Annotated in this window: 27 protein-coding genes and 1 riboswitch; of the genes, 18 read left to right on the top strand and 9 right to left on the bottom strand. The window is 59.4% G+C overall.

The genetic code is table 11. The annotated features are described in order from the left end of the window. Positions 1–50 precede the first annotated feature (50 nt). The 5 genes from ACKZ62_RS23880 (at position 51) to hisC (ending at position 4,958) form a co-directional block, all read left to right on the top strand. Positions 51–290 carry a BolA family protein gene (locus ACKZ62_RS23880; RefSeq protein WP_032886286.1) on the top strand — a complete coding sequence of 80 codons (240 nt, stop codon included), beginning with the start codon at positions 51–53 and terminating at the stop codon, positions 288–290. A 23-nt stretch (positions 291–313) separates the two neighbouring features. Then, a complete protein-coding gene (gene murA, locus ACKZ62_RS23875) occupies positions 314–1,579 on the top strand; it encodes a UDP-N-acetylglucosamine 1-carboxyvinyltransferase (protein WP_010213103.1) in 1,266 nt (421 codons plus the stop codon). Positions 1,580–1,818: 239 nt separating this feature from the next. Continuing rightward, on the top strand, positions 1,819–2,454 hold the full coding sequence (gene hisG, locus ACKZ62_RS23870; protein WP_003171824.1) for an ATP phosphoribosyltransferase: 636 nt from the start codon (positions 1,819–1,821) through the stop codon (positions 2,452–2,454). A gap of 128 nt (positions 2,455–2,582) precedes the next feature. Then, entirely contained in the window at positions 2,583–3,902 is a 1,320-nt protein-coding gene (hisD, locus tag ACKZ62_RS23865; RefSeq protein ID WP_032886288.1) for a histidinol dehydrogenase, read from the top strand. Between the two features lie 3 nt (positions 3,903–3,905). Then, positions 3,906–4,958, top strand: a complete 1,053-nt coding sequence (hisC, locus tag ACKZ62_RS23860) for a histidinol-phosphate transaminase (RefSeq protein WP_032886289.1) — start codon at positions 3,906–3,908, stop codon at positions 4,956–4,958. A 124-nt stretch (positions 4,959–5,082) separates the two neighbouring features. Here the strand turns inward: hisC and ACKZ62_RS23855 are convergent, their stop codons facing one another. Then, positions 5,083–6,357, bottom strand: a complete 1,275-nt coding sequence (locus ACKZ62_RS23855) for a uracil-xanthine permease family protein (protein WP_447095908.1) — start codon at positions 6,355–6,357, stop codon at positions 5,083–5,085. A 2-nt stretch (positions 6,358–6,359) separates the two neighbouring features. After that, on the bottom strand, positions 6,360–6,998 hold the full coding sequence (upp, locus tag ACKZ62_RS23850) for a uracil phosphoribosyltransferase (RefSeq protein ID WP_004372055.1): 639 nt from the start codon (positions 6,996–6,998) through the stop codon (positions 6,360–6,362). 164 nt (positions 6,999–7,162) lie between these two features. Between upp and ACKZ62_RS23845 the strand changes: the two genes are divergently transcribed. The 3 genes from ACKZ62_RS23845 (at position 7,163) to ACKZ62_RS23835 (ending at position 8,679) form a co-directional block, all read left to right on the top strand. Further along, the gene (locus ACKZ62_RS23845) at positions 7,163–7,720 is read left to right on the top strand and encodes a hypoxanthine-guanine phosphoribosyltransferase (RefSeq protein ID WP_032886291.1); all 558 of its coding nucleotides are present in this window, start codon (positions 7,163–7,165) and stop codon (positions 7,718–7,720) included. Positions 7,721–7,780: 60 nt separating this feature from the next. After that, positions 7,781–8,266 (top strand): hypothetical protein, encoded by a 486-nt coding sequence (locus ACKZ62_RS23840; protein ID WP_032886293.1) that lies wholly within the window; start codon positions 7,781–7,783, stop codon positions 8,264–8,266. 125 nt (positions 8,267–8,391) lie between these two features. Next, positions 8,392–8,679: a PA4642 family protein gene (locus ACKZ62_RS23835; RefSeq protein ID WP_095183854.1), complete on the top strand. Its 288-nt coding sequence runs from the start codon at positions 8,392–8,394 to the stop codon at positions 8,677–8,679. Positions 8,680–8,734: 55 nt separating this feature from the next. Here the strand turns inward: ACKZ62_RS23835 and mqo are convergent, their stop codons facing one another. Both mqo and ACKZ62_RS23825 read right to left on the bottom strand, forming a co-directional pair. After that, entirely contained in the window at positions 8,735–10,243 is a 1,509-nt protein-coding gene (gene mqo, locus ACKZ62_RS23830) for a malate dehydrogenase (quinone) (RefSeq protein WP_095183855.1), read from the bottom strand. Between the two features lie 728 nt (positions 10,244–10,971). Continuing rightward, a complete protein-coding gene (locus ACKZ62_RS23825) occupies positions 10,972–11,205 on the bottom strand; it encodes a hypothetical protein (protein ID WP_447095907.1) in 234 nt (77 codons plus the stop codon). A 194-nt stretch (positions 11,206–11,399) separates the two neighbouring features. Here ACKZ62_RS23825 and ACKZ62_RS23820 point away from each other — a divergent pair, with 194 nt between their 5' ends. Then, a complete protein-coding gene (locus ACKZ62_RS23820; RefSeq protein WP_032886297.1) occupies positions 11,400–11,987 on the top strand; it encodes a YajG family lipoprotein in 588 nt (195 codons plus the stop codon). A gap of 56 nt (positions 11,988–12,043) precedes the next feature. Here ACKZ62_RS23820 and ACKZ62_RS23815 read toward each other — a convergent pair whose 3' ends face one another. Beyond that, positions 12,044–12,253: a hypothetical protein gene (locus ACKZ62_RS23815; RefSeq protein WP_032886298.1), complete on the bottom strand. Its 210-nt coding sequence runs from the start codon at positions 12,251–12,253 to the stop codon at positions 12,044–12,046. Between the two features lie 183 nt (positions 12,254–12,436). Here ACKZ62_RS23815 and ACKZ62_RS23810 point away from each other — a divergent pair, with 183 nt between their 5' ends. Further along, on the top strand, positions 12,437–12,694 hold the full coding sequence (locus ACKZ62_RS23810; RefSeq protein WP_095184310.1) for a hypothetical protein: 258 nt from the start codon (positions 12,437–12,439) through the stop codon (positions 12,692–12,694). A 120-nt stretch (positions 12,695–12,814) separates the two neighbouring features. Here the strand turns inward: ACKZ62_RS23810 and ACKZ62_RS23805 are convergent, their stop codons facing one another. Beyond that, a complete protein-coding gene (locus ACKZ62_RS23805) occupies positions 12,815–13,978 on the bottom strand; it encodes a 1-acyl-sn-glycerol-3-phosphate acyltransferase (protein WP_181642832.1) in 1,164 nt (387 codons plus the stop codon). A 132-nt stretch (positions 13,979–14,110) separates the two neighbouring features. Between ACKZ62_RS23805 and ACKZ62_RS23800 the strand changes: the two genes are divergently transcribed. From ACKZ62_RS23800 to ACKZ62_RS23785, 4 genes are all read left to right on the top strand, one after another. Further along, positions 14,111–14,293, top strand: coding sequence for a CPXCG motif-containing cysteine-rich protein (locus ACKZ62_RS23800; protein ID WP_081797681.1), 183 nt, complete (start codon positions 14,111–14,113; stop codon positions 14,291–14,293). Positions 14,294–14,304: 11 nt separating this feature from the next. After that, on the top strand, positions 14,305–14,565 hold the full coding sequence (locus tag ACKZ62_RS23795) for a putative signal transducing protein (protein ID WP_095183856.1): 261 nt from the start codon (positions 14,305–14,307) through the stop codon (positions 14,563–14,565). A 36-nt stretch (positions 14,566–14,601) separates the two neighbouring features. After that, on the top strand, positions 14,602–15,222 hold the full coding sequence (locus ACKZ62_RS23790) for an SOS response-associated peptidase (RefSeq protein WP_032886301.1): 621 nt from the start codon (positions 14,602–14,604) through the stop codon (positions 15,220–15,222). A 141-nt stretch (positions 15,223–15,363) separates the two neighbouring features. Then, complete coding sequence (locus tag ACKZ62_RS23785; RefSeq protein ID WP_122764744.1) at positions 15,364–16,182, top strand: M48 family metallopeptidase; 819 nt, start codon at positions 15,364–15,366, stop codon at positions 16,180–16,182. A gap of 135 nt (positions 16,183–16,317) precedes the next feature. Here the strand turns inward: ACKZ62_RS23785 and ACKZ62_RS23780 are convergent, their stop codons facing one another. From ACKZ62_RS23780 to ACKZ62_RS23770, 3 genes are all read right to left on the bottom strand, one after another. After that, a complete protein-coding gene (locus ACKZ62_RS23780) occupies positions 16,318–16,902 on the bottom strand; it encodes a TMEM165/GDT1 family protein (protein WP_005784895.1) in 585 nt (194 codons plus the stop codon). 88 nt (positions 16,903–16,990) lie between these two features. Further along, a riboswitch (yybP-ykoY riboswitch) is annotated at positions 16,991–17,112 on the bottom strand. A 50-nt stretch (positions 17,113–17,162) separates the two neighbouring features. Beyond that, positions 17,163–18,161: a methyltransferase gene (locus tag ACKZ62_RS23775; RefSeq protein ID WP_447095906.1), complete on the bottom strand. Its 999-nt coding sequence runs from the start codon at positions 18,159–18,161 to the stop codon at positions 17,163–17,165. A gap of 30 nt (positions 18,162–18,191) precedes the next feature. Then, entirely contained in the window at positions 18,192–19,157 is a 966-nt protein-coding gene (locus tag ACKZ62_RS23770; RefSeq protein WP_447095905.1) for a 2-hydroxyacid dehydrogenase, read from the bottom strand. Between the two features lie 84 nt (positions 19,158–19,241). Between ACKZ62_RS23770 and ACKZ62_RS23765 the strand changes: the two genes are divergently transcribed. From ACKZ62_RS23765 to ACKZ62_RS23750, 4 genes are all read left to right on the top strand, one after another. Further along, positions 19,242–19,874 carry a LysE family translocator gene (locus ACKZ62_RS23765; RefSeq protein WP_016978297.1) on the top strand — a complete coding sequence of 211 codons (633 nt, stop codon included), beginning with the start codon at positions 19,242–19,244 and terminating at the stop codon, positions 19,872–19,874. A gap of 261 nt (positions 19,875–20,135) precedes the next feature. Next, a complete protein-coding gene (locus ACKZ62_RS23760) occupies positions 20,136–21,818 on the top strand; it encodes a fatty acid--CoA ligase (RefSeq protein WP_095183859.1) in 1,683 nt (560 codons plus the stop codon). 330 nt (positions 21,819–22,148) lie between these two features. Beyond that, a complete protein-coding gene (locus ACKZ62_RS23755; protein WP_095183860.1) occupies positions 22,149–24,011 on the top strand; it encodes a DUF1302 domain-containing protein in 1,863 nt (620 codons plus the stop codon). A 28-nt stretch (positions 24,012–24,039) separates the two neighbouring features. After that, positions 24,040–25,404, top strand: a complete 1,365-nt coding sequence (locus ACKZ62_RS23750; protein WP_095183861.1) for a DUF1329 domain-containing protein — start codon at positions 24,040–24,042, stop codon at positions 25,402–25,404. Positions 25,405–25,507: the final 103 nt, after the last annotated feature.

The raw sequence follows: 25,507 nt of genomic DNA, 5'->3' as shown, positions 1-25,507 counted from the left end.
TTTTGTATGATGTGCGACCCGTGCGCACTGGGCGCCGATAGAGGTTGAGCATGCAGGCCCTAGAAGTTAAGAGCTTTCTTGAAGGAAAGCTGCCGGATACGACCGTAGAAGTTGAAGGCGAAGGCTGCAACTTCCAGCTGAACGTGATTAGCGATGAACTGGCGGCATTGAGCCCAGTCAAGCGTCAGCAGCAGATCTATGCCCATTTGAACCCGTGGATCACCGATGGCAGCATCCATGCGGTCACTATGAAATTTTTCAGCCGCGCGGCCTGGGCCGAGCGCACCTGAGCCCCCTAGGCGTCGAGATTCTTATGGATAAATTGATTATTACCGGCGGTGCTCGCCTTGATGGCGAGATTCGCATTTCCGGTGCAAAAAACTCCGCCTTGCCGATCCTGGCAGCGACCCTGCTGTGCGATGGCCCGGTGACCGTGGCCAACCTGCCGCACCTGCACGACATCACTACCATGATCGAGCTGTTCGGTCGCATGGGCATCGAGCCTGTGATTGATGAGAAGCTGGCCGTCGAAATTGACCCACGCACCATCAAGACCCTGATCGCCCCGTACGAACTGGTGAAAACCATGCGTGCGTCGATCTTGGTGCTGGGCCCGATGGTTGCCCGTTTCGGTGAAGCCGAAGTCGCCCTGCCTGGCGGCTGCGCTATCGGCTCGCGTCCAGTGGATCTGCACATCCGTGGCCTGGAAGCCATGGGCGCAGTCATTGACGTTGAAGGCGGCTACATCAAAGCCAAGGCGCCGGAAGGCGGCCTGCGTGGAGCGAACTTCTTCTTTGATACCGTCAGCGTGACCGGTACCGAGAACATCATGATGGCCGCTGCCCTGGCCAAAGGCCGCAGCGTCCTGCAAAACGCCGCGCGCGAGCCGGAAGTGGTCGACCTGGCCAACTTCCTGAACGCCATGGGCGCGAAGGTTTCCGGTGCCGGCACCGACACCATTACCATTGATGGTGTAGAGCGCCTGCACACTGCAACCTATAAAGTGATGCCTGACCGCATCGAGACCGGTACCTACCTGGTTGCTGCCGCCGTTACCGGTGGTCGCGTCAAGGTAAAGGACACCGATCCGACCATTCTGGAAGCGGTCCTGGAAAAACTGCGCGAAGCTGGCGCCGAAATCACCACCGGCGAAGACTGGATCGAGCTGAACATGCACGGCAAGCGGCCGAAAGCCGTCAACGTGCGGACCGCTCCGTACCCGGCGTTCCCGACTGACATGCAAGCGCAGTTCATCTCTCTGAACGCGATTGCCGAAGGCACTGGTGCCGTGATCGAGACCATCTTCGAAAACCGCTTCATGCACGTGTATGAACTGCACCGCATGGGCGCGAAGATTCAGGTTGAAGGCAACACCGCCATCGTTACCGGCACCGAGAAGCTCAAGGGCGCGCCAGTCATGGCTACCGACCTGCGTGCTTCGGCCAGTCTGGTGATCTCGGCGCTGATCGCCGAAGGCGACACTCTGATCGACCGCATCTACCACATCGACCGTGGTTACGAGTGCATCGAAGAGAAACTGCAGATGCTCGGCGCTAAAATCCGCCGCGTACCGGGCTAGTTCCCGGAGCTGAAAACACCGTCACTGTGGTGAGCGGGCTTGCCCCGCGCCGGACTGCGTAGCAGTCCCGTTTTTTGGGTCGCTACGCAATTCAGCGTGGGGCAAGCCCACTCACTACAGACGGTGTCAGCTCGCAGTATGCTGAATTTGTTTCAAATCGAGGCTGTCATGGCCTCGATCTGCGTCTGGCGCCGTTTGCGACCGGACAGCAATAGCCTGATGAAGGACTGACGTTTCCCATGTTGACCATCGCACTGTCCAAGGGCCGCATCCTTGACGACACTTTGCCGCTTCTGGCTGAAGCGGGCATCGTGCCGACCGAGAATCCGGACAAGAGCCGCAAGCTGATCATCCCTACGACCCAGGACGACGTTCGCCTGCTGATCGTGCGGGCTACCGACGTGCCGACCTACGTTGAGCATGGCGCGGCCGACCTCGGCGTCGCCGGTAAAGACGTGCTGATGGAATACGGTGGCCAGGGCCTGTATGAGCCGCTGGACCTGCGTATTGCCCTGTGCAAGCTGATGACCGCCGGCCGTGTCGGTGACGTCGAGCCTAAAGGCCGCCTGCGCGTGGCAACCAAGTTCGTCAACGTTGCCAAGCGCTACTACGCCGAGCAAGGCCGCCAGGTCGACATCATCAAGCTCTACGGCTCGATGGAGCTGGCGCCGCTGATCGGCCTGGCCGACAAGATCATCGATGTGGTCGACACCGGCAACACCCTGCGTGCCAACGGTCTCGAACCACAGGACTTCATCGCCGATATCAGCTCCCGCTTGATCGTCAACAAAGCGTCGATGAAGATGCAGCACGCCCGTATCCAAGCGTTGATCGACACCCTGCGCACCGCAGTGGAGTCTCGACACCGCGGTTGACCTACCCGCGTAGCTGAAAGGCTGCGCCCGTCTATCCGCCTCATAGCCAGAATTCTCAGGTGCCCAAGCGGAAACGACTGCTAGTTTAGGGCGCCTGAGTTTTTGCCAATTCTATTGAGGCCCTCGCTATGACCACGTCCACTGCAATTGCCCGACTCAACGCTGCCGACCCGGATTTCGCCCATCATCTGGATCATCTGCTGAGCTGGGAAAGCGTGTCCGACGACTCGGTCAACCAGCGGGTGCTCGACATCATCAAGGCCGTGCGCGAGCGTGGTGATGCGGCGCTGGTGGATTTCACTCGTCAGTTCGACGGTCTGGACGTCAAGTCCATGTCCGATCTGATTCTTCCCCGCGAACGCCTGGAGCTCGCACTGACGCGCATCACTGCGCCTCAGCGTGAAGCCCTGGAAGTCGCGGCGGCGCGTGTGCGCAGCTACCACGAAAAGCAGAAACAGGACTCCTGGAGCTATACCGAAGCCGACGGCACTGTGCTGGGCCAAAAGGTCACGCCGCTGGATCGTGCCGGTCTCTACGTGCCGGGTGGCAAAGCGTCGTATCCATCGTCGGTGTTGATGAACGCAATTCCGGCCAAGGTGGCGGGCGTGACCGAAGTGGTTATGGTGGTACCGACCCCGCGCGGCGAAATCAACGAACTGGTGCTGGCTGCGGCCTGCATCGCTGGTGTTGACCGTGTGTTCACCATTGGCGGTGCTCAAGCCGTCGCGGCCCTGGCCTACGGCACCGAAAGCGTGCCGAAGGTCGACAAAGTGGTGGGGCCTGGCAACATCTACGTCGCCACCGCCAAGCGCCACGTTTTTGGCCAGGTTGGCATCGACATGATCGCCGGTCCCTCGGAAATCCTCGTAGTGTGCGACGGCCAGACCGATCCGGATTGGATCGCCATGGACCTGTTCTCCCAGGCCGAGCACGACGAAGACGCCCAGGCGATTCTGGTCAGCCCCGATGCCGAGTTCCTCGACAAGGTTGCCGCCAGCATCGATAAGCTGCTGCCTACCATGGACCGTGCAGAGATCATCGAGAAATCCATCAACGGCCGTGGCGCGCTGATCCTGGTGCGTGACATGGAACAGGCCATCGAAGTGGCTAACCGTATCGCCCCGGAGCACCTGGAGCTGTCCGTGGCTGACCCACAGGCCTGGCTGCCGTCGATTCGCCATGCGGGTGCGATCTTCATGGGGCGCCACACCAGTGAAGCGCTGGGCGACTACTGCGCCGGCCCGAACCATGTGTTGCCGACCTCCGGCACCGCGCGGTTCTCATCACCGCTGGGGGTGTACGACTTCCAGAAGCGCTCGTCGATCATCTTTTGCTCGCCACAAGGTGCTTCCGAGTTGGGCAAGACCGCTTCGGTGCTGGCCCGTGGTGAGTCGTTGAGCGCACACGCCCGTAGTGCTGAGTATCGAATCCTGGAAGAAGGGAAATAACACATGAGCAAATTCTGGAGCCCCTTCGTCAGGGACCTCGTGCCTTACGTACCCGGCGAACAGCCAAAGCTGACCAAGCTGGTCAAGCTCAACACCAATGAGAACCCCTACGGTCCGTCGCCCAAAGCACTGGCCGCGATGCAGGCCGAGTTGAACGACAACCTGCGTTTGTACCCGGACCCCAACAGCGACCTGCTCAAGCAGGCGGTGGCCAAGTATTACGGGGTCGACGCCGGCAAAGTGTTTCTCGGTAACGGCTCTGATGAAGTGCTCGCGCACATCTTCCACGGCCTGTTCCAGCACGACCTGCCGCTGCTGTTCCCGGATATCAGCTACAGCTTCTATCCGGTGTACTGCGGTCTTTACGGCATCCAGTCCGACCCGGTGCCGTTGGATGAGAAATTTCAGATCCGTGTTGCGGATTACGCCAGGCCCAACGGCGGGATCATCTTCCCCAACCCGAATGCGCCGACCGGCTGCGTGCTGGCGCTGGACGCAGTAGAGCAGATCCTCAAGGCCAGCCCGGATTCGGTGGTGGTGGTCGATGAAGCCTATATCGACTTCGGCGGCGAAACCGCCATCAGCCTGGTGGATCGCTACCCTAATCTGCTGGTGACCCAGACCCTTTCCAAATCGCGCTCACTGGCCGGTTTGCGCGTGGGCTTGGCCGTGGGTCACCCGGACCTGATCGAGGCGCTGGAGCGGGTCAAGAACAGCTTCAACTCCTACCCGCTGGATCGTTTGGCGATTGTCGGCGCGGCAGCGGCGTTTGAGGACCGTGAGTACTTCGAGAAGACGTGCCAGTTGGTGATCGACAGCCGTAACAAAGTAGTCGCGCAATTGGAAGGCAAAGGTTTTGAGGTGCTGCCATCAGCGGCCAACTTCATCTTTGCGCGCCACCCACGGCATGACGCTGCCGGCCTAGCGGCCAAGCTGCGTGAGCAAGGGATTATCGTGCGGCACTTTAAGCAGGAGCGGATTGCCCAGTTCCTGCGGATCAGCATCGGTACGCCGGAGCAGAACCAGGCGCTGATTGATGGCCTCGGCGAGCTTTAACGGGCGCTGAAATCAAATGTGGGAGGGGGCTTGACCCCGATGGCGGCGTATCAGTCAGTTAATGTATTGACTGACACACTGCTATCGGAGGCAAGCCCTCTCCCACATTGGTTTGTATTGGCAGTTAGATCAACGGCTCATCTGGCTTCTTGTTCTTCCAGCCATCATTGCCCGGCAGCAGCAGGTTCAAACCAATCGCTACCACCGCGCACAGAGCAATGCCCTTCAGGCCGAAGTCATCTGGACCAGTTCCGGTCCCCACCAGCACACCGCCAATACCGAACACCAGGGTCACCGACACAATCACCAGATTGCGCGCCTCGCCCAGGTCGATCTTGTGGCGAATCAATGTGTTCATCCCCACTGCGGCAATCGAGCCGAACAGCAGGCACAGGATCCCCCCCATTACCGGCACCGGAATGCTCTGCAGTAGCGCGCCGAACTTGCCGATAAACGCCAGGCTGATGGCGAATACCGCCGCCCAGGTCATGATTTTCGGGTTGTAGTTCTTGGTCAGCATTACCGCGCCGGTTACTTCGGCGTAGGTAGTGTTCGGCGGGCCGCCAAACATGCCTGCTGCCGTGGTGGCGATCCCGTCACCCAGCAGGGTGCGGTGCAGGCCAGGCTTCTTCAGGTAGTCGCGACCGGTCACGCTGCCCACCGCAATCACCCCGCCGATGTGTTCAATCGCAGGGGCCAGGGCCACTGGGACGATAAACAGGATCGCCTGCCAGTTGAATTCCGGCGCGGTGAAGTGGGGCAGGGCTAACCAAGGCGCAGCGGCGATCTTGGCCGTGTCGACAACGCCAAAGTAGAACGACATGGCAAAACCCACCAGCACACCGGAGATGATCGGCACCAGGCGGAAGATACCTTTGCCGAACACCGCCACGATCAACGTGGTAAGCAGCGCTGGCATCGAGATCAGCATGGCGGTCTTGTACGGGATCAGTTCGGCACCGTTGTCGCCTTTACCCATCGCCATGTTGGCCGCGATCGGCGCCATGGCCAGGCCGATGGAAATAATCACGGGCCCGATTACCACAGGCGGTAGTAGTCGGTCGATGAAACCAGTGCCTTTGATCTTTACCGCTGCCCCTAGGAAGGTGTAAACAAAACCGGCCGCCATTACCCCGCCCATGGTCGCCGCCAGGCCGAACTGCTGCTTGGCGAGAATGATCGGGGTAATGAAGGCAAAGCTCGATGCCAGGAATACCGGCACCTGCCGCCCTGTCACCACCTGGAACAACAACGTGCCCAGGCCGGCGGTGAACAGTGCGACGTTTGGATCAAGACCTGTGATCAGCGGCATCAACACCAGCGCGCCAAATGCTACGAAGAGCATTTGTGCGCCAGACAGGATCTGGCGCCAAAGCGGGTCGTTGAATTCATCCTGCATGCTCACGCGTCCTTCTGCTTGGTGCCGAAGATCTTGTCACCCGCGTCGCCCAGGCCAGGGATGATGTAACCGTGTTCATTCAGGCGCTCATCGATGGAAGCAGTGTAGATCTGCACGTCCGGGTGGGCTTTCTCGACGGCGGCGATGCCTTCGGGAGCGGCGACCAGCACCATGGCGCGGATGTCCTTGCAGCCGGCTTTCTTCAGCAGGTCGATGGTGGCGACCATGGAACTGCCGGTAGCGAGCATCGGGTCAATGATCATGGCCAGGCGCTCGTCGATTTCCGGTACGAGTTTTTCCAGGTAGGTGTGAGCCTGCAAGGTTTCTTCGTTGCGGGCCACGCCCACGGCGCTGACTTTGGCACCCGGAATCAGGCTGAGTACACCTTCGAGCATGCCGATACCTGCGCGCAGGATCGGCACCACGGTTATTTTCTTACCAGCGATTTTTTCCACCTGGACGGGACCGGCCCAACCGGGGATCTCGTAGGTTTCCAGGGGCAAATCCTTGGTGGCTTCGTAAGTGAGCAACGCTCCGACTTCCTGAGCAAGCTCACGGAAGTTCTTCGTGCTAATGTCGGCGCGGCGCATAAGGCCGAGCTTGTGCTGGATCAGCGGGTGGCGGATCTCGCGAGTGGGCATGGGAAAGGCTCCGGCGGCGGGCAAAAAAACCGGCCTAGATTAATCTATCCGAGGGTGTTGTCCTATAGGCATCTAGTACGTTAGTCCATTAAGGCTTGCTCGGAGCGCATGAGAAGCGTACCTTCGCCCGCTTTTCTTGCCACAGCACCCCCTTGGAGAGCGCCATGTCCGCTGATCTTGAGCATATCCGTCAAATCATGCGTGAGGCTGATTGCCTGTACACCGAAGCGCAAGTCGAAGCTGCGATCGCCAAGGTTGGCGCCCACATCACTCGCGAAATGGCCGACACCAACCCGGTGGTCTTTTGCGTGATGAACGGCGGCCTGATCTTCGCCGGAAAATTGCTGACTCACCTGCAATTTCCGCTGGAAGCGTCTTACCTGCACGCGACTCGCTATCGCAACGAAACCACTGGCGGCGATCTGTTCTGGAAGGCCAAGCCGGAAGTCTCGTTCATTGACCGCGACGTGCTGATCATCGACGACATCCTCGACGAAGGTCACACCCTCGGCGCGATCATCGATTTCTGCAAACATGCCGGCGCGCGCAAAGTGCACACCGCCGTACTGATCGACAAAGACCACGACCGCAAGGCTCGCCCGGACCTTAAGGCTGATTACGTTGGCCTGCCGTGCATCGACCGCTACATCTTCGGCTATGGCATGGACTACAAAGGCTACTGGCGCAACGCCAATGGGATCTACGCCGTCAAAGGTATGTGATCCAGGCCTGGCGCAGGGTTGTCATGCTATCGTGCTTGGCCCCTGCGTCTGGAGCTGTCCATGAGCCTGTTGATTCGCACTTGCGCCGCCCTGGCGCTGACCCTGAGTTTGCCCCTGGCCGCCGCACCGGCGCCTATGCATGGTCAATTTCTGCCTCCCGATGACCTCACCCTGCGGACTGAAAGCCCTGACCAGCAGCAGTTGCTGCAAGTCACGGAGTACGCGGTGGTGGTGGGCAACCAGCGCCAATCCAACCAGCAACCTATCCCGGTGACTTCGCCACTGATGCTCCGGCTTAAGGGCAAGCCCCTGAACAAAGGTGCGAGCATCAGCCAAGTGGTGCTCAACTTCGATGCCGAAAGTAAAAGCCTGAAAAAGCCGGTGTTTGACGACAAGAGCAAGACCCTGACGCTGTCTTATCCGGTGGCCCAGTACCGGGTGATCGTCGATTTGCTGCGCAATGACACGGTGTATGTTCAGTTCCTCAGTTACGCCAACGGCCATATCTGGGCGGACCTGCATACCGGCGTTGTACGTACCAAGTAGCGCTAACATTGAAGAATAAATGTGGTGGGGGATTGCTCCCATATTGGTTCTTCAGCGCTTTCGAAGCCCGCGGCTCGCAGGTAGACTTCAAACCCCGTGTAAATGTCTGCAGGCTGGAGTCGGTAATGCGTAAAGATAAGAAACAGGTGATTGGCGATGAGATCGGCGACGATCAGATCAAGTTGTTCCTGGACTTCGAGCCGGTCGACGCGACTTCACCGTCCCTGCACAAACTGATCAAGGCTTATCGTGGCCTGCGTATCGACGACTTTGAGCGCTTCCTGGGCTTTTTCAAGGAAGCCGGCCTGGACCTGGATGGCAAGGATGAGCATGGGCAGACCTTCGTTGATCTGATCAAGGATCAGCGCAACGCGGACGATTACATCGAGCTGATCAAAAACGCTCGCGGCTGATTATCCCGGCCACAAAAAAACGCCCCGAGGGGCGTTTTTTTATTGCAGCCAGGCCTCAAGCGTAGCTTTCGGCCTCGTTGCTTTGCTCAACCAGTTCCAGGCTGATGTTGTTCTGCGTGTTGATCTTGCGATACAGCTCGGCATCAGTCTCAAGCACTTTTTCCCGGGCAGGGAAGATCTCGTGCAGCTTGGCTGCCCACTCACCGGCGGCTTTGGCCGGGAAGCAGCGCTCAATCAGTTCCAGCATGATCGACACCGTCACCGAGGCGCCTGGGGACGCGCCCAGCAGCGCCGCCAGCGAGCCGTCTTTGGCCGCTACCAGCTCGGTGCCGAATTGCAGCACGCCGCCTTTTTTCGGGTCTTTCTTGATGATCTGCACCCGTTGGCCGGCCACTTCAAGACGCCAGTCTTCGGCTTTAGCCTCAGGGTAGAAGCGACGCAGGGATTCCAGGCGTTGTTCCATGGACTGACGCACTTCGCTGACCAGGTACTTGGTCAGGTCCATGTTGTCGCGGGCCACGGCCAGCATCGGGCCGATGTTGCTGGCACGAATCGACATCGGCAGGTCTAGGAACGAGCCGTGCTTGAGGAACTTGGTGGTGAAACCGGCGTATGGCCCGAACAGCAGGGATTTCTTGCCATCCACTACACGGGTGTCGAGGTGCGGCACCGACATCGGTGGCGAGCCGACGGCGGCCTGGCTGTAGACCTTGGCCTGGTGGTGCTTGACCACTTCCGGGTTGTCGCAACGCAGCCATTGGCCGCTGACCGGGAAGCCGCCGAAGCCTTTACTTTCTTCGATGCCCGAAGCTTGCAGCAGCGGCAGCGCCGCGCCACCGGCGCCGAGGAATACAAACTTGGCGTCCACCTCACGGCTGGTACCGCTGTTGACGTCCTTGATGCTCACGGTCCAGCCGGCGCCGTTGCGCTTGAGGCCGGTCACGCGCTTGCTGTACTTGACCTGGGCATCCGGGGAGCTGGTCAGATGGCCAAGCAGTTGATTGGTCAGGGCGCCGAAGTTGACGTCGGTGCCATTCATTACGCGGGTGGCAGCGATTTTTTCGTCGAGCGGGCGGCCCGGCATCATCAGCGGCATCCATTCGGCCATTTCGCTGCGGTCTTCGGTGTAGTGCATGTCCGAAAACGCGTGGTGCTGGCTGAGGGTTTCAAAGCGCTTCTTGAGGAAGTCCACGCCTTTGTCGCCCTGTACGAAGCTCAGGTGCGGCACCGGACTGATAAAGGACTTGGACGAGCCAAAGGTGCCCTTTTTGGTCAGGTACGCCCAGAACTGCTTCGACACCTCGAACTGAGTGTTGATGTGCACGGCTTTCTTGATGTCGATGGAACCATCGGCGGCCTGCGGCGTGTAGTTCAGCTCGCACAGACCGGCATGACCGGTACCGGCGTTGTTCCATGGGTTGGAACTCTCCGCTGCACCCGAATCCATCAGCTCAACGACTTCCAGCTTGAGGCCGGGGTCGAGCTCTTTGAGCAATACGGCCAGGGTGGCACTCATGATGCCGGCCCCTACCAGTACTACGTCGACTGCTTCGTTATGCGCCATTTAACGCGTCTCCAAAATCTGCAGCACCAAATTGACGGCATGGCTGCCAGGAGTGACGGGGCGGTTCACGTGTTGCCCCAGGTTACCCATGGCCAGGATCGCCATGTCCGTTTCGCAATTCTTTGCAACTTCGGCGCACGCTTCCTGCCCGGCCTAATCTGCCTATGAACGCATTCATGGGCGCCTGTGGCAATTCGACTTATGGTCAAAGCGTGCGATTCGTGCAATCAATCCGTAGCGGACAGGCTCAAGCTCCGGTTGTTGAGGAGTACTCAGTCCTGTGTGGTTGGGCTGTTCCAGACGCTGATGGTGCTTTTACAAACGCCAAACTATTCATTTGCTCGCCACACTCTTGTGAAGTTGTGAAAACCCGTTTTTTCACGCTCTTTTGAAGACGTGAACCTCAAAAAAGGGCTGCCTCAGCCTGGCACTTGGCCCGCAAGACATCTGCCGACACGCGGCAATACGGGCAAACAACTCAAGTGGCCGAGCGCAATGGCAGCTCTGGCAGATTCGGTAAAGGCGGGTGGTTTGCAAAGGAAACAGCAAGCGCGCCAGCTTCACTCGATCTGTGTGGGCGGCTCTCTGTGGGCGATTCTTGGAGTTAATACCGAGGCATTAACGATGCTGCGAGGCCCGATCAGGAGACGTCCTTATAATCGGGGGGAGATTGTAGCGAAGAACGTCAGGGAAATGGGCGTGTTTTATGACTTTTATTAGGTCTTCGGTCAGGCGGCCAACGGCTGGTGCCGCGGCGACCGCGCCGGGCGTGGGCTGACACAGGCGCCGGCGGGCAGCGGGTGGTGCATCCAGCTCAGGCGGATTTCATCAATTTCTACCCAGCCGTCGCCCAAAGGCGGCTGGCTGCACTCTTTAAAGGCCTGGCAGCGGCCTTGCGCATCAAGCCGGGCGAACTGGCGAAGGGCAGGTTTGCGCGTAAACAGCGTCCAGAGAAAATGCATGGCGATAGACCTCCTGAGATTGAGGCCAAGCATGCCTTGCGAGGATGACGAGCCCATGTAACGGCTATTACATATCGGTGACAGCGAACCGCTGTCGAGCCGACGAGTCATAGGTTGTAACTGACGCTAGTTCCCTGCGGGGGCGCCCCGTTATACTGCCGGCCTGTCGGTACCTGATTTCTGGAGAGAAGCGCATGTTGCAACGCCTGTTGTTCGGTTTGATCACTGTGACCAGTTTGACCTTGGTTGGCTGCGCCAACAGCCCGCAACAACTGAGCCCGCAACCGAAGCTCACCACGCAGTTGGCGCCAGTGGGTCATGGTCAGCCAGTGTCGGTGCGTGTAGTGGATGGTCGTCCTTCGCCAACGTTGGGCTCTCGCGGGGGCTTGTACCCGGAGACCGCGCTTATCTCGGTGACTGGTCAGGACGTGCTTCCCAAGTTGCAAGCTCAGGCCGAAGCCGCCGTGCGCCTGCTGGGCTTTACCCCGAGCGCCAACGCGCCGGGCGCTCCTCAGTTGACCATCACCTTGGCTGAGCTGAAGTATCAGTCGCCTAAAGAAGGTCTCTATGTGACAGAAGCCGCCATCGGCGCAACCTTCAAGTCCGATGTCACCGCTGGCACCCGTCGCTATAGCGGTCGTTACGGCGCATCGTTGAACCAGCGTTTCGGTATGTCGCCGAACCAGGAAACCAATACCAAGCTGGTCAGCGACGTCCTGAGCGACGCCTTGACTCGCCTGTTCAAGGATCCAAGCATCGGTTCATTGCTCAGCTCGCAGTAACCGTCCAAATAAAGACCGGGCTCAGTCATGTGCCCGGTTTTTTTTCGTCTGCAGTTTCACGCGGCGGTGTCGATACAGAAGTCCAGCAGGCTCACACCCGTCAACAGGTCGGCCTCTGGCGAGTCTGCATGCTGGTGCCCGCCAAGGGCGCAATAGACCAGCCAATGGCGGTCCTGCACGTTGAACGCCAGGCTGCCGACCAGCGCCTCCTGCTCATCGCTTTGGGCAATTAGATACAGCCGATCCTGGTTGTGCGCGTGCAGCATGACAAGCTCCTGAGTGTTCGCAGGGCAACAGAGTGGCTTGTTAAGGTGACGTTCAGGTGACGCCGTAAATTACTGGATACATTAGCCGTCCATGGAAGATGGAGCGGTTTGGCGCTGGCCGCCACTACCGTTCAGGTTGATATCGGAACCGATACCCAGACACCGTTTCACCCGAGGTTTGCGATGGCGCTGCCCGCACTGTTGATCAATGTTGTGGCTTTATTGGTGGCCTGCTCCGGTGCAGCGCTGCTCTCCATCACTCGCCTGCGCGAGCAGCGCGCCATGGCTGACCTGGCTGCGCAAAGTGAAGCGCGCGCGATCGATCAGCCCATGCTGTTCCTGGATGCGCGTACCGAGCGGGCAAATCGTGTGGCTTACCGCATCGGGTTCGCCTGCCTGGTGCTGGCGCTGGCTATTTCCTGGCTCAGCACCCGAATCTAAAACACGGCAGAACCAATGTAAGAGGGGGCTTGCCCCCGATAGCGGTGTGTCAGCCAAGTATTCATTAGCTGACTCACCGCTATCGGGAGCAAGCCCCCTTCCACATTTTCTGATCAGTGTTTACAGCGGGATTCCGGCCTTGACCCGATATTGATTACGCACCGGCGTCGCATATTGCACCACCAGAAATGGTCGGTGTTCCGCCGGGCATTCGTTCAAGCGCCGCTCCCACTCCGCCTTCGCCTTGGCCAGTTCATCGGCCGGGAACACGTCGGCCGCCTTCGGCACCTGCAACTGCGGGTCGGCATCGCTCCACTGGGCGTACGCAAGGTAGTGCACCGGGAACAGCCGGTAGCCGCCGAGAATCTGTCGGTCCATTTCCACGGCCAGCACTTTGGTGTCTTCGAAGCGCTCGCTAATGGGCGGCGCGAAGTTGATGTGCACGCGGCCTTTGTAGCCGGTGATGCCCAGGGCAATGCTCACGTCATCTTCACCCTGTGCCTTGACGTAGGTCCCGGTGGTGGCGCGGATATACAACTCGCGGGCCTTGGCTGCATCGCACGGGTCGTACTCGTAGCTGATGGATACCGGCGTCAGGTTCAGTGACTGGATCACCTCGGCAAACGGCTCGTCCTTGCGGCTGACATGGAACATCTTGAGGATGGCTGACTCGGTGCGGTCATCCCCATCCTTGGCGCGGCCTTCGGCCTGGGCGATCCAGATCGACTGGCAGTCGTTGCGTATCGAATGATTGATGTAGGCCGATAGCAGGTTGAACGCCGCCATCTTCTCCTTTCGCCCGGTGATCGAGCGGTGCACGATAAAGCTCTTGTTCAGGCGCATCAGGTCGCTGACAAACGGCTTTTGCAGCAAGTTGTCGCCGATGGCGATGCGTGGCGTCGGCAGGCCGGCGTGGTACACGGCATAGTTGACGAAGGCCGGGTCCATCACGATGTCGCGGTGGTTGGCCAGAAACAGGTAAGCGGTACCGGATTTGAGCTGTTCGACGCCTGTGTAGGTAACGCCATCGGTCGCCCGGTCAATGGTATGGTCGACGTAGTACTCGACTTTGTCCTGCAGCGTAGCCACGGTGGTGACGCCGGCAAATTCACGGCGCAGCTTGCGGGCAATCATCGGCTTGAGCAGCCAGCCCAGGGCGCCGGCAAAGCGCGGGAAGCGGAAGTGGGTCAGGATGTCCAGAAAGGCCTTGTCACTGAACAGTCGGTCCAGCACTGCCGGGACTTCGCTGTCGTTGTAAGGTCGGATGGTATCGAATTCGCCCATCATGCTCTCTTGTTAGAAACGGCTAGGGTAAGTAGAGGAAATATCAGGGTGCGGCCCGAGTAATGGGCTCGGCTGGAAATAGCCCTGTAAATAGACCGGCGATTATACGCACAAGTCACCTTGGAGGCTGCGATGCTGGAAACTACGACGTACGATTGTCCTTATTGTGGTGAAACGGTAGAGACAGCGGTGGATTTATCCGGCGGTGATCAGACCTACATAGAAGATTGTCAGGTGTGTTGCCGACCGATTATTTTCGACCTGCAGGTCCATGGTGAAGAGTGGATGCTTGAAACCCGCAGTGAAAACGAATAACAGGCAAGCTCATGCAGCGAATCTACGAACCGGAAAACCTGATGGAAGGCGAGCTGCTGCAACAGATGCTCGCCAGCGAAGGCATCGAAGCACATTTGGTGGGGCGCCATTTGCTCGGCGGCACCGGCGAGCTACCGATCTTCGGACTTTTGGGTTTGGAAGTAGACAATGACCGGGCGGCTGATGCCCGGGAGCTGATTACTGCCTATATCGGGGCGCAACCGCTGCCGGGTGATGAACCCGACAGCTTCCCCGACGTGCTGGTCTGTTAGGCTGTCGGCCGGTTTACCCAAGAGTCGTGTTGCCCCATGTGTGGACGTTATGCCCTGTTTCGCTGGAATCCCTCCTTTGCTGCCTTGCCAGGCTTTCCGGCTGACCAGCAGGCCCAGTGGAACATCTCCCCGAATGATTCGGTGCTGATCCAGCGCCTGAGCGACGGCCATCACACCCTGGCCCGCGCCCGTTGGGGCCTGACGCCGCCCTGGCTGACCGACCTTTCCCGCACCCCGGCCCATGCTCGCGCCGAAACCCTGGCCGAGCAGCCGATGTTCCGCGAGGCCTTTCGCCAGCGCCGCTGCCTGCTGCCCGCCAATGGTTTTTATGAATGGCGCGGCACCCAGCGCAAACGCCCGTACTGGCTGACGCCGGGGGAAGGCTCCACGTTGTTTTTTGCGGCGATCTGGGAGGCCTACCCTGTGCAGGAACAAGTGTGGTTGAGCACGGCGGTGGTGACCCAGGCGGCCCAGAGCCAGCGCCGGCCGCTGATTCTTGATGCCGCAGGGCAGGCCGCGTGGCTCGATCCCGAGACGCCGTTGCATGTGCTGCAAGGTCTATTGGCCAGTGAGCCCATCCCACTGCGCGAGCGGGTCCTGGCTAATATGGTCAACGATCCCAAGCTCAATGGGCCGGAGTGCCTGACTCCGGCCTAAACCTGAAGGCGCCGTGGGATGTATCCGAAATTCCGCGGTTACGCGTCTGTTGTATCTGGCGCTGATACAAATGAGCGCCTACGATACGCGCCATGTTTTGAGGGCGTTTTTCAGGGCGTCTTTTTCAGGGAGAGAGTGTTGATGAAAAGAACATTGGCGGTAAGTGTATTGGCTGCGGCGATGCTGCTGGCTGGGTGTCAGTCGGTCAATACCACCAGCGGCGGCGCCGTTGGGGTTGAGCGCAAGCAATACATGTTCAGCATGCTGTCGAGTCAGGAAGTCGACCAGATGTATGCCCAGTCCTACCAGCAGACGCTGGGTGAGGCCAGTACCAAAGGCCAGTTGGACAAGACCAGCACCAACGCCAAGCGCGTGCAGGCAATTGCCAAGCGTTTGATCGCCCAGGCGCCCACCTTCCGTCCTGATGCAGCGCAGTGGAAGTGGGAAGTGAATTTGATCAAAAGCGATGAGATGAACGCCAACTGTGGGCCTGGCGGCAAGATCTTTGTGTACAGCGCACTGATCGACAATCTCAAGCTTACCGATGACGAGTTGGCAGCAGTGATGGGCCATGAAATCGCCCACGCCTTGCGCGAGCACGGTCGTGAGGCAATGTCCAAAGCGTACGGTATCGAGATCGCCAAGCAGGGTGCTGGTGCGTTGTTCGGCTTGGGTCAAGATAGCCTGGCATTGGCGGACACGGTCGCCAACTACGGCATGACCTTGCCCAATAGCCGGAGCAATGAAAACGAAGCGGACCTGATCGGCCTGGAACTGTCGGCTCGCGCCGGCTACAACCCGAACGCGGCCATCACGCTGTGGAACAAGATGGCCAAGGCGTCGGAAGGCTCGCCACCCGAGTTCATGAGTACTCACCCGGCGTCGGACAGCCGAATCGCGTCCTTGCAGGCGGCGATTCCTAAGGTGATGCCGTTGTATCAACAGGCCAAGAAGTCCTAAGGCTGATGAAGATCCAAATGTGGGAGGGGGCTTGCCCCCGATGGTGTTGGGTCAGTTAGCAGATGCATTGACTGATCTACTGCTATCGGGGGCAAGCCCCCTCCCACATTGGATTGGGTTTGCAGGCTTAGATCCTTAGATCCAGCCGCTGCTCTGCATGGCCTTGTACACCGCCACGATCGCCAGGACAAAAAACGCCGTAGCCGCCAGTCGACGAATCAACGTCAGCGGCAGTTTCTCCGCCGCGAAATTCCCCGCCAGAACCACCGGTACGTTGGCAATCAACATGCCCAGAGTGGTGCCGATAATCACCAGCCACAGCTCCGGATATTGCGCGGCCAGCATCACCGTGGCGATCTGGGTCTTGTCACCGATTTCCGCCAGGAAGAATGCAATCAGCGTGGTCAGGAACGGCCCGAACTTGCGCGTGGTACTGGCTTCGTCATCGTCGAGTTTGTCTGGCACCAGTGTCCACAGCGCAGTGGCGCAGAAGCTCGCTGCGAGGATCCAGTGCAACACCGCATCCGAGAAGAAACTGCCAAACCAGGCCCCCACTGCGCCGGCAGCCGCATGGTTGGCCAGGGTCGCGGCGACGATGCCGGCGATGATTGGCCAAGGCTTGCGGAAGCGAGCAGCGAGAATGAGCGCGAGCAGTTGCGTCTTGTCGCCGATTTCGGCCAAGGCAACGATTGCGGTAGGAACGAGTAATGAATCCAGCATCAGGTAAGTTTCCAGGGGCGGGTCGACACGGCTATGACACGTACAGCCTTCCCGCCCCGGGTAAGGTGTGCGTGTCATAGGTCTTGTCAAACCCCGGTCCGTCTGTGCGGACTCCTGGGTCGCATACGCCATGGTCTGTTGACCAAGTATGTTGACGTATGCCGGACGAGCGTGGCGCTCGTGGGAGACTACTCCCCTAGGACGGAGCGGATTCTGCCTAGGCAAAATCCATTCGGCAAGCCTTCTTTTTCAAATAGCCATCAGCCGCGTTTGGCACGGTAGATGCGAAAACCATTGCCCTCGGCCTTGATCGCACACACGCCCAAATGCTCTTCAATCAGCGGTTGGTATTTCAGGAAACTGTTAGCTACCAGGCGAAGTTCGCCGCCTTTTGCCAAATGTTTCGCTGCTTTTCGCAGCAGGTTCTCGGTGGCGAAATAATCGGTGTGCACACCGACATGGAACGGCGGGTTGCTCAAGATCGCATTCAGACCCATCGGTGCAGCATCGATGCCATCACCGGTGAGCACCTCGGCTTCCAGCCCATTGGCAGCGAGGGTCAAGCGGCTGCTGGCAGCGGCGAAGGCGTCCACGTCCAGCATCGTCACGCTGTTGTGCGGGTAGCGACGTTTCACCGCAGCCCCCAGCACGCCGGCTCCGCAACCAAAGTCCAACAGATGGCCACTCGGCAATTTGTCCAAATGCGCCAGCAACAACTCGGTGCCACGATCCAGGCGGCCATGGCTGAACACGCCTGGCAGACTCACTACTTTGAGCGGACCTTCGGCCAGTGGCACTTCGAAGACTTGCGCCAGGCTCTCCAGTTCCACTGCTTGCGGCGCGTTGGCAACGGTGATTTGCCACAGCTGGCAATGCCGGGCGTTGTCGAGCTTGCGCGGCTTGCCGAAGGGGATTATCTGCTTGGCGGCACTTTCGATACCGCTTTTTTTCTCGCCGACCAAAAACAGCTCGGCGCCGGGCAGGCGTGCGGCCACGGCGTTGAGCAGGTAGTCAGTGAGGTCCTTGGACTTGGGCAGGAAAATCACCGCGGCGTCGAACTCACGCTCTGGCACATTCACGCCAAATTGGCTGCGGTCCGGGAAGCGTGCGTCGAGCGCCGCTTGGTCACCTGCATGCCAGCACCACCCATGGGCGTTGGGCAGGCGACCCAGCAGGTCGTCGGCGGGCAAGCCCACCAACAGCAGGTTGCCTTGAAAAAGTTCGGCCTGACGAAGCAGTACTTCACTGCGCGGATCCATGGTCTGCTCCTTGAAAAGGGGCGCAGTTTATCAACTGACGACGCGCAGCGGGGCGCCGCTGAAAAAGCCCAGGGCGTTTTCCGTCAGTTGGCCGACGATCCGCTGCCGCGCTTCGCGACTGCCCCAGGCATTGTGCGGTGTGACGATCAGCCGGGGAATGTCATCGGCCAGCAACGGGTTGCCGTTGACCGGTGGCTCCACGCTCAGCACATCGGTGGCCGCGCCGCCCAAGTGACCGCTGCGCAAGGCATCCGCCAGGGCCTGTTCGTTGATCAAGCCACCGCGCGCGGTGTTGACCACAAACGCGCCTGGCTTGAGCAGTGCGAGTTCGCGGGCGCCGATAAAGTCGCGAGTGTGCTCGTTGAGTGGGCAGTGGAGGGTGAGTGCGTCCACTTGGGCCAGCAGTTCATCCAGGGGCGCGCGGTCGGCACGTGCAGGGCGCCCGGGAATGGCCCCAAGAATTACGCGCATGCCAAAAGCCTCGGCCAGCCGCGCCACGGCGCTGCCCAATTCACCATGGCCGAGCAAACCGAGGGTTTTGCCTTCAAGCTCGACGATGGGGTAGTCCAGCAGGCAGAACTGCTTGGCTTCTTGCCATTTGCCTGCGCTCACATCGCGCTGATAGTCCTTTACACGCGTCACCAGGTTGAGCAGCAGCATGATCGTATGCTGCGCCACTGAAGGCGTGCCGTAGCCCTGGCAATTGCTCACCGTGATGCCGTGGGCGCGGGCGGCGTCGAGGTCAACGTTGTTGGTGCCGGTGGCCGATACCAGGATCAGCTTGAGGTCCGGGCAGGCCGCCAGGGTTTCGGTGTTCAGGGCAATCTTGTTGCTGATAACTACTTGGACGCCTTGCAGGCGCGCAATCACATTCAGCGGCGTGGTATCAGAGTACAGCTGCAGGTCGCTGAAGCAGTCTCTCAGACCGCTGAGGTCGAGGTCCCCAAGGTCCAGGGACGGGTGATCAAGGAAGACGGCGCGGCGATTGTTCGTCATCAACTGTACCTTTTGCGACAGGGTTCGAAGGCGTAATCTGCCGAGCCTATCAGATGAAATAATCCGTTACTTAATGGAGTGAATATGTACGCCGCCGAGTTTTTGACCGTAGCCCTGATTCACCTGTTGGCGGTGGCCAGCCCCGGCCCGGATTTCGCGGTGGTGGTTCGCGAAAGTGTTACTCACGGCCGTCGTGCCGGGACCTGGACCGCGCTGGGTGTGGGCTCGGCGATTTTTCTGCACGTGGGCTATTCGTTGCTCGGTATCGGCCTGATCGTTTCCCAGTCGATCGTGTTGTTCAACGCCCTGAAGTGGGCGGCGGCGGCCTACCTGCTGTACATCGGCTTCAAGGCCCTGCGCGCGCAACCGGCCAAGCCTGTCGCCGAGGGCGAGTTGCACCGTGAAGCGGGCGAGCGCACCCCGCGCGGCGCGTTTACCGCCGGTTTCGTGACCAATGGCTTGAATCCCAAGGCCACGCTGTTCTTCCTGTCGCTGTTCACCGTAGTGATCAACCCGCACACGCCGCTGGCGATCCAGGCCGGTTACGGTGTGTATCTGGCGGTGGCGACGGCGCTGTGGTTTTGCCTGGTGGCGATGTTGTTCAGCCAGCAGCGCGTGCGCGCAGGCTTTGCGCGGATGGGGCACTGGTTTGATCGGACCATGGGGGCGGTGTTGATTGCAATCGGCGTGAAACTGGCGTTCACGAGCATGAAGTAAGCGCGGGTCTCAAGTGAGCACAATCGAATGTGGGGGCTTGCTCCCGATGGCGGTGGATCAGTCAATACGTGTGTCGACTGAAACACCGCTATCGGGAGCAAGCCCCCTCCCACATTTGACCTCTAGTGTCCCTGGATAATGGCGCAAAGCTAGCATTCGCTGGAGGCTGCAAATCATTCCTTTGGCTGATTTAGCTGAAACATAAGCGCTCTACAGTGCAGATCGTTCAGCCAAGACCGTGCAGTCATAAAAGGGATTCGTATGTTGCAGACCCGTGTTATTCCCCCCGCCGAAGGTGCGTACCAATATCCGCTGTTGATCAAGCGCCTGTTGATGTCCGGCGCCCGCTACGAAAAGACCCGGGAAATCGTCTACCGCGACAAGCTGCGTTACACCTACCCGACCCTGATCGAGCGGGTCGCGCGCTTGGCCAACGTGCTGACCGAAGCCGGGGTAAAGGCCGGTGATACCGTGGCAGTGATGGACTGGGACAGCCATCGTTACCTGGAATGCATGTTTGCTATCCCGATGATCGGCGCGGTGATCCACACCATCAACGTGCGCCTGTCGCCGGAACAGATTCTCTACACCATGAACCACGCCGAAGACCGCTTTGTGCTGGTCAACAGTGAGTTCGTGGGCTTGTACCAAGCCATCGCCGGGCAACTTACCACCGTCGACAAGACGCTGCTGCTCACTGACGGTGAATCAAAAACGGCCGAGCTGCCTAACCTGGTAGGCGAGTACGAAACCCTGCTGGCTGCGGCCAGCACCAAGTACGACTTTCAGGATTTCGACGAGCATTCCGTCGCGACCACGTTCTACACCACCGGCACCACCGGTAACCCCAAAGGCGTGTACTTCACCCACCGCCAATTGGTACTGCACACCATCGGGGTGTCGACCATCATGGGCAGCATCGACAGCGTGCGCCTGCTAGGCACCAACGACGTGTACATGCCGATCACGCCGATGTTTCACGTTCACGCCTGGGGCCTGCCGTATGTGGCGACCATGCTCGGCCTGAAACAGGTCTACCCCGGCCGCTACGACCCCGAATACCTGGTGGAGCTGTGGCGCAAGGAGAAGGTCACCTTCTCCCACTGCGTGCCGACCATCCTGCAAATGGTGCTCAACGCCAAGGCCGCCCAAGGCGTCGATTTTGGCGGTTGGAAAATCGTCATCGGTGGCAGCGCCCTCAATCGCACGTTGTATGAGGCGGCGAAGGCGCGTGGGATTCAGCTGACCGCTGCGTACGGCATGTCCGAGACAGGGCCGCTGGTGTCCTGCGCCCACCTCAACGAAGAACTACTGGCCGGCAGCGAAGACGAGCGCATCACCTACCGCATCAAGGCCGGCGTGCCAGGGCCGTTGGTCGACGCGGCAATCATCGACAGCGAGGGCAACTTCCTGCCCGCCGACGGCGAGTCCCAGGGCGAGCTGGTGCTGCGTGCGCCGTGGCTCAGCGAGGGCTATTTCAACGAGCCGCAGAAGGGCGCGGAGCTATGGGCCGGCGGCTGGATGCACACCGGCGATGTGGCCACGCTGGATGCATTTGGCGTGATCGATATCCGCGACCGCATCAAGGATGTGATCAAGACCGGCGGCGAGTGGATCTCCTCCCTGGCCCTTGAAGACCTGGTCAGCCGTCACCCGGCGGTACGCGAAGTAGCGGTGGTGGGCATCGCCGATCCGCAGTGGGGCGAGCGTCCGTTTGCGCTGCTGGTGGTGCATGATGGCCATGTGATAGGGGCCCGCGAGCTCAAGGAGCACCTCAAGCCTTTTGTCGAACTGGGCCATTTGAGCAAGTGGGCGATTCCGAGCCAGATCGCCGTTGTTACCGAAATTCCCAAGACCAGTGTCGGTAAGCTCGACAAAAAACGTATCCGTATTGACATCGTCGAGTGGCAGGCCAACAACAGTACCTTCCTGTCCACCCTCTGAGCTGATTTGCCGTGCCCTCGTGGCACGGCGATGCTCTATCTCGCGCCCTCACTTGTGATTTGCCAATTTTCAGCCATCCTTGCCGCGTCGGCCTTCGCCGACATGGCGAAAGGGCTGTGGCAGACGGGTTGGTGATGCAAATCACACTTTAGAGGGATCAAGCGGTACCCCCTGCTGGCTATAGTCCCACCCAGAGTTTTTCAAGGATGCGTCGCTTCGGGCCATGGAGGTTCAGTTGCCAGGCGGCATTGGAATCGTTGTATTCCGGCCGTTACAAGCATCACAGAAAGAACTCACTGCCATAACAATAATGCACATGGAGTAGCGTCGATGACCTCAGTAAACCAGTTCTGGCGCCGGGCAAGACTGCCCCTGGCCGTCAGTCTCGCCTCTACGCTCGCCGGGCCCGCATTCGGCGTCAGTTTCAATATAGGTGAAATCGAAGGGAGTTTTGACTCGTCGCTTTCGGTGGGGGCGAGTTGGTCGACAGCTAAGGCCAACCGCGACCTGATTGGTGTTAACAACGGTGGCAAGGGCTTGTCCCAGACCTCGGATGACGGCCATTTGAACTTCAAGCGTGGGGAGACATTCTCGAAGATCTTCAAGGGTATCCATGACCTGGAACTGAAGTACGGTGACACCGGCGTGTTTGTGCGTGGCAAGTACTGGTATGACTTTGAACTCAAGGATGAAAACCGTGAGTTCAAGGACATCAGCGATAAAGGTCGCCAAGAGGGCGCAAGGTCGTCTGGTGGGCAAATTCTCGACGCATTCATCTACCACAACTACTCCATTGCCGATGAGCCGGGTTCCGTGCGTTTTGGTAAGCAGGTCGTGAGCTGGGGTGAAAGTACCTTCATTGGTGGCGGTATCAACTCGATCAACCCGGTCGATGTGGCTGCTTTCCGTCGTCCCGGGGCTGAAATCAAGGAAGGCTTGATTCCAGTCAACATGTTCTATGTGTCGCAGACGCTGACGGATAACTTGTCGGCTGAAGCCTTCTATCAGTTGGATTGGCAGCAGACTGTCACCGATAACTGCGGAACGTTTTTTTCGCAGGCTGATGTGATCTCCAAAGGTTGCGATGACAACCTCCGGTTGCTCAGCAAGCGCTCAGTGATGGCGGGCGCGGGTGCTTTGCCCGTGTTGAACCGGTTCGGGGTCAACATCAACGAAGAGGGTGTGCTTGTCCAGCGCAGCAAGGATCGCGAAGCGCGTGATGGCGGCCAGTTCGGTGCAGCGTTCCACTACAACTACGAGCCGCTGGACACAGAGTTCGGCGCCTACTTCATGAATTACCACAGCCGTGCTCCGATCTTCAGTGCGACTGGCGCTCCGCCCTCCGTTTACGCTGCTGCTCGAGCGGGCTTGCCAGCGACTTTACAGCCGCTCGCAGTCGCGGGTAATTCCAAGTACTTCATCGAGTACCCGGAAGATATTCGCCTTTACGGGTTGAGTTTCTCCACGACGCTTCCTACCGGTACCGCTTGGAGCGGTGAAATCAGCTATCGCCCCAATGCGCCGGTGCAGTTGAATACCACCGACATCCTCTATGCCGGCGTAACGCCTCTTGCGGCTTACGCCAATGCCTCGCCGCTCAAAGGTGTCGAGGGCCAGGACCTACATGGGTATAACCGTAAGGAAATCACTCAGATCCAGACGACCTTCACGCACTTCTTTGATCAGGTCATGGGCGCCAGCCGTCTGACATTGGTGGGCGAGGTGGGCCTGACCCACGTCGGCGGCCTGGAAAGCAGTGACAAAGCCCGTTACGGACGTGACCCGGTATTCGGTCCAGGTCGAGGCCCTATGTGTACCGCCCTTAATACCGGTACGTTCAACGGTGCAGGTCCTGGCACCGACCGCAGCAACCTGACCACTAACTGCAACAACGACGGCTTCACCACCGCTAACTCCTGGGGCTACCGTGGCCGTGCCATCTGGGAATATCCGGATGTGTTTGCGGGTGTGAACCTCAAGCCTAACGTGGCTTGGTCCCACGACGTCAGTGGTTACTCCCCAGGCCCTGGCGGCAACTTTGAAGAAGGCCGTAAAGCCGTAAGCCTTGGGCTGGATGCCGAATACCAGAATACCTACACCGCGAGCTTGGCCTACACCAACTTCTTCGGCGGTAAGTATTCCACCGTGGATGACCGCGATTTCATCGCACTCAGTGTCGGCGCCAACTTCTAAGCGAACGTATTTCTAGGAAGACCAGAACATGAAAATAACCAAAAGTCTGTTGCACGTCGGTGTGCTTGGGCTGTCGATCCTGGCGAGTAACGTCATGGCGGCGGTGTCGGCGGATGAAGCCGCCAAGCTGGGCACGACCCTGACGCCGATGGGGGCGGAAATGGCCGGTAACGCAGCGGGCACCATCCCTAAATGGTCGCCAATGCCTACCAACGCCGGCGCCGTCGACGCCCGTGGGTTCCTGGCCAACCCGTACGCCAGCGAACAACCGCAATTCACCATCACCGCGCAGAACGTCGAGCAGTACAAAGACAAGCTGGCGCCGGGGCAGTACGCGATGTTCAAGCGTTACCCGGAAACCTTCAAGATGCCGGTCTACCCGACCCATCGCGGCGCTACCGTGCCGGCGGATGTGTTCGCCGCCATCAAGAAGAACGCCACCACCACCAACCTGGTGTCGGGCGGCAACGGCCTGGAAAACTTTGAAACCGCCGTACCGTTCCCGATCCCGAAAAGCGGCGTGGAAGTTATCTGGAACCACATCACCCGTTATCGCGGTGGCAGCGTGACCCGCCTGGTGACCCAGGCCACGCCGCAAACCAACGGTTCCTACAGCCTGGTGTACTTTCGCGACCAGTTCGTGTTCCGCGACAAGATGAAGGACTTCGATCCGAAAAACCCGGGCAACGTGCTGTTCTACTTCAAGCAGCAAGTGACCGCGCCGGCACGTCTGGCCGGTGGTGTGCTGCTGGTGCACGAAACCCTGGACCAAGTGAAGGAGCCGCGTTCGGCGTGGGTCTACAACGCCGGCCAGCGCCGTGTGCGCCGGGCGCCGCAAGTGTCCTATGACGGGCCGGGTACCGCCGCCGACGGCCTGCGTACCTCCGATAACCTCGACATGTACAACGGTGCGCCGGATCGCTACGACTGGAAACTGGAAGGTAAGAAGGAAATCTACATCGCCTCCAACAGCTACAAGATCGACGATCCGAAACTCAAGTACGCCGACATCATCAAGGCCGGCCACATCAACCAGGACCTGACGCGCTACGAGCTGCGCCGTGTCTGGCATGTGGTCGCCACTTTGAAAGAAGGCCAGCGCCACATCTATGCCAAGCGTGACTTCTTCATCGACGAAGACACCTGGCAAGCGGCAGTGATCGATCACTACGACGGTCGCGGCCAACTGTGGCGCGTCGCCGAGGCCCATGCCGAGAACTACTACGACAAACAGGTGCCGTGGTATGCCCTGGAAACCCTCTACGACCTGCAGTCCGGCCGCTACCTGGCTTTGGGCATGAAGAACGAAGAGAAGCAGGCCTATGATTTCGGCTTCACCGCCACGACCAGCGACTTCACCCCAGCGGCCCTGCGCCAGGACGGTGTTCGCTAAGCGGCACGAGTAACTCAATGTGGGAGGGGGCTTGCCCCCGATAGCGGTGTGACAGTCAGCACGTGTATTGACTGATCCGCCACTATCGGGAGCAAGCCCCCTC

This window comes from Pseudomonas sivasensis (assembly GCF_052938085.1).
The sequence above is the reverse complement of the archived record's forward strand: the minus strand, read 5'-3'. Positions and strand labels throughout refer to the sequence as shown.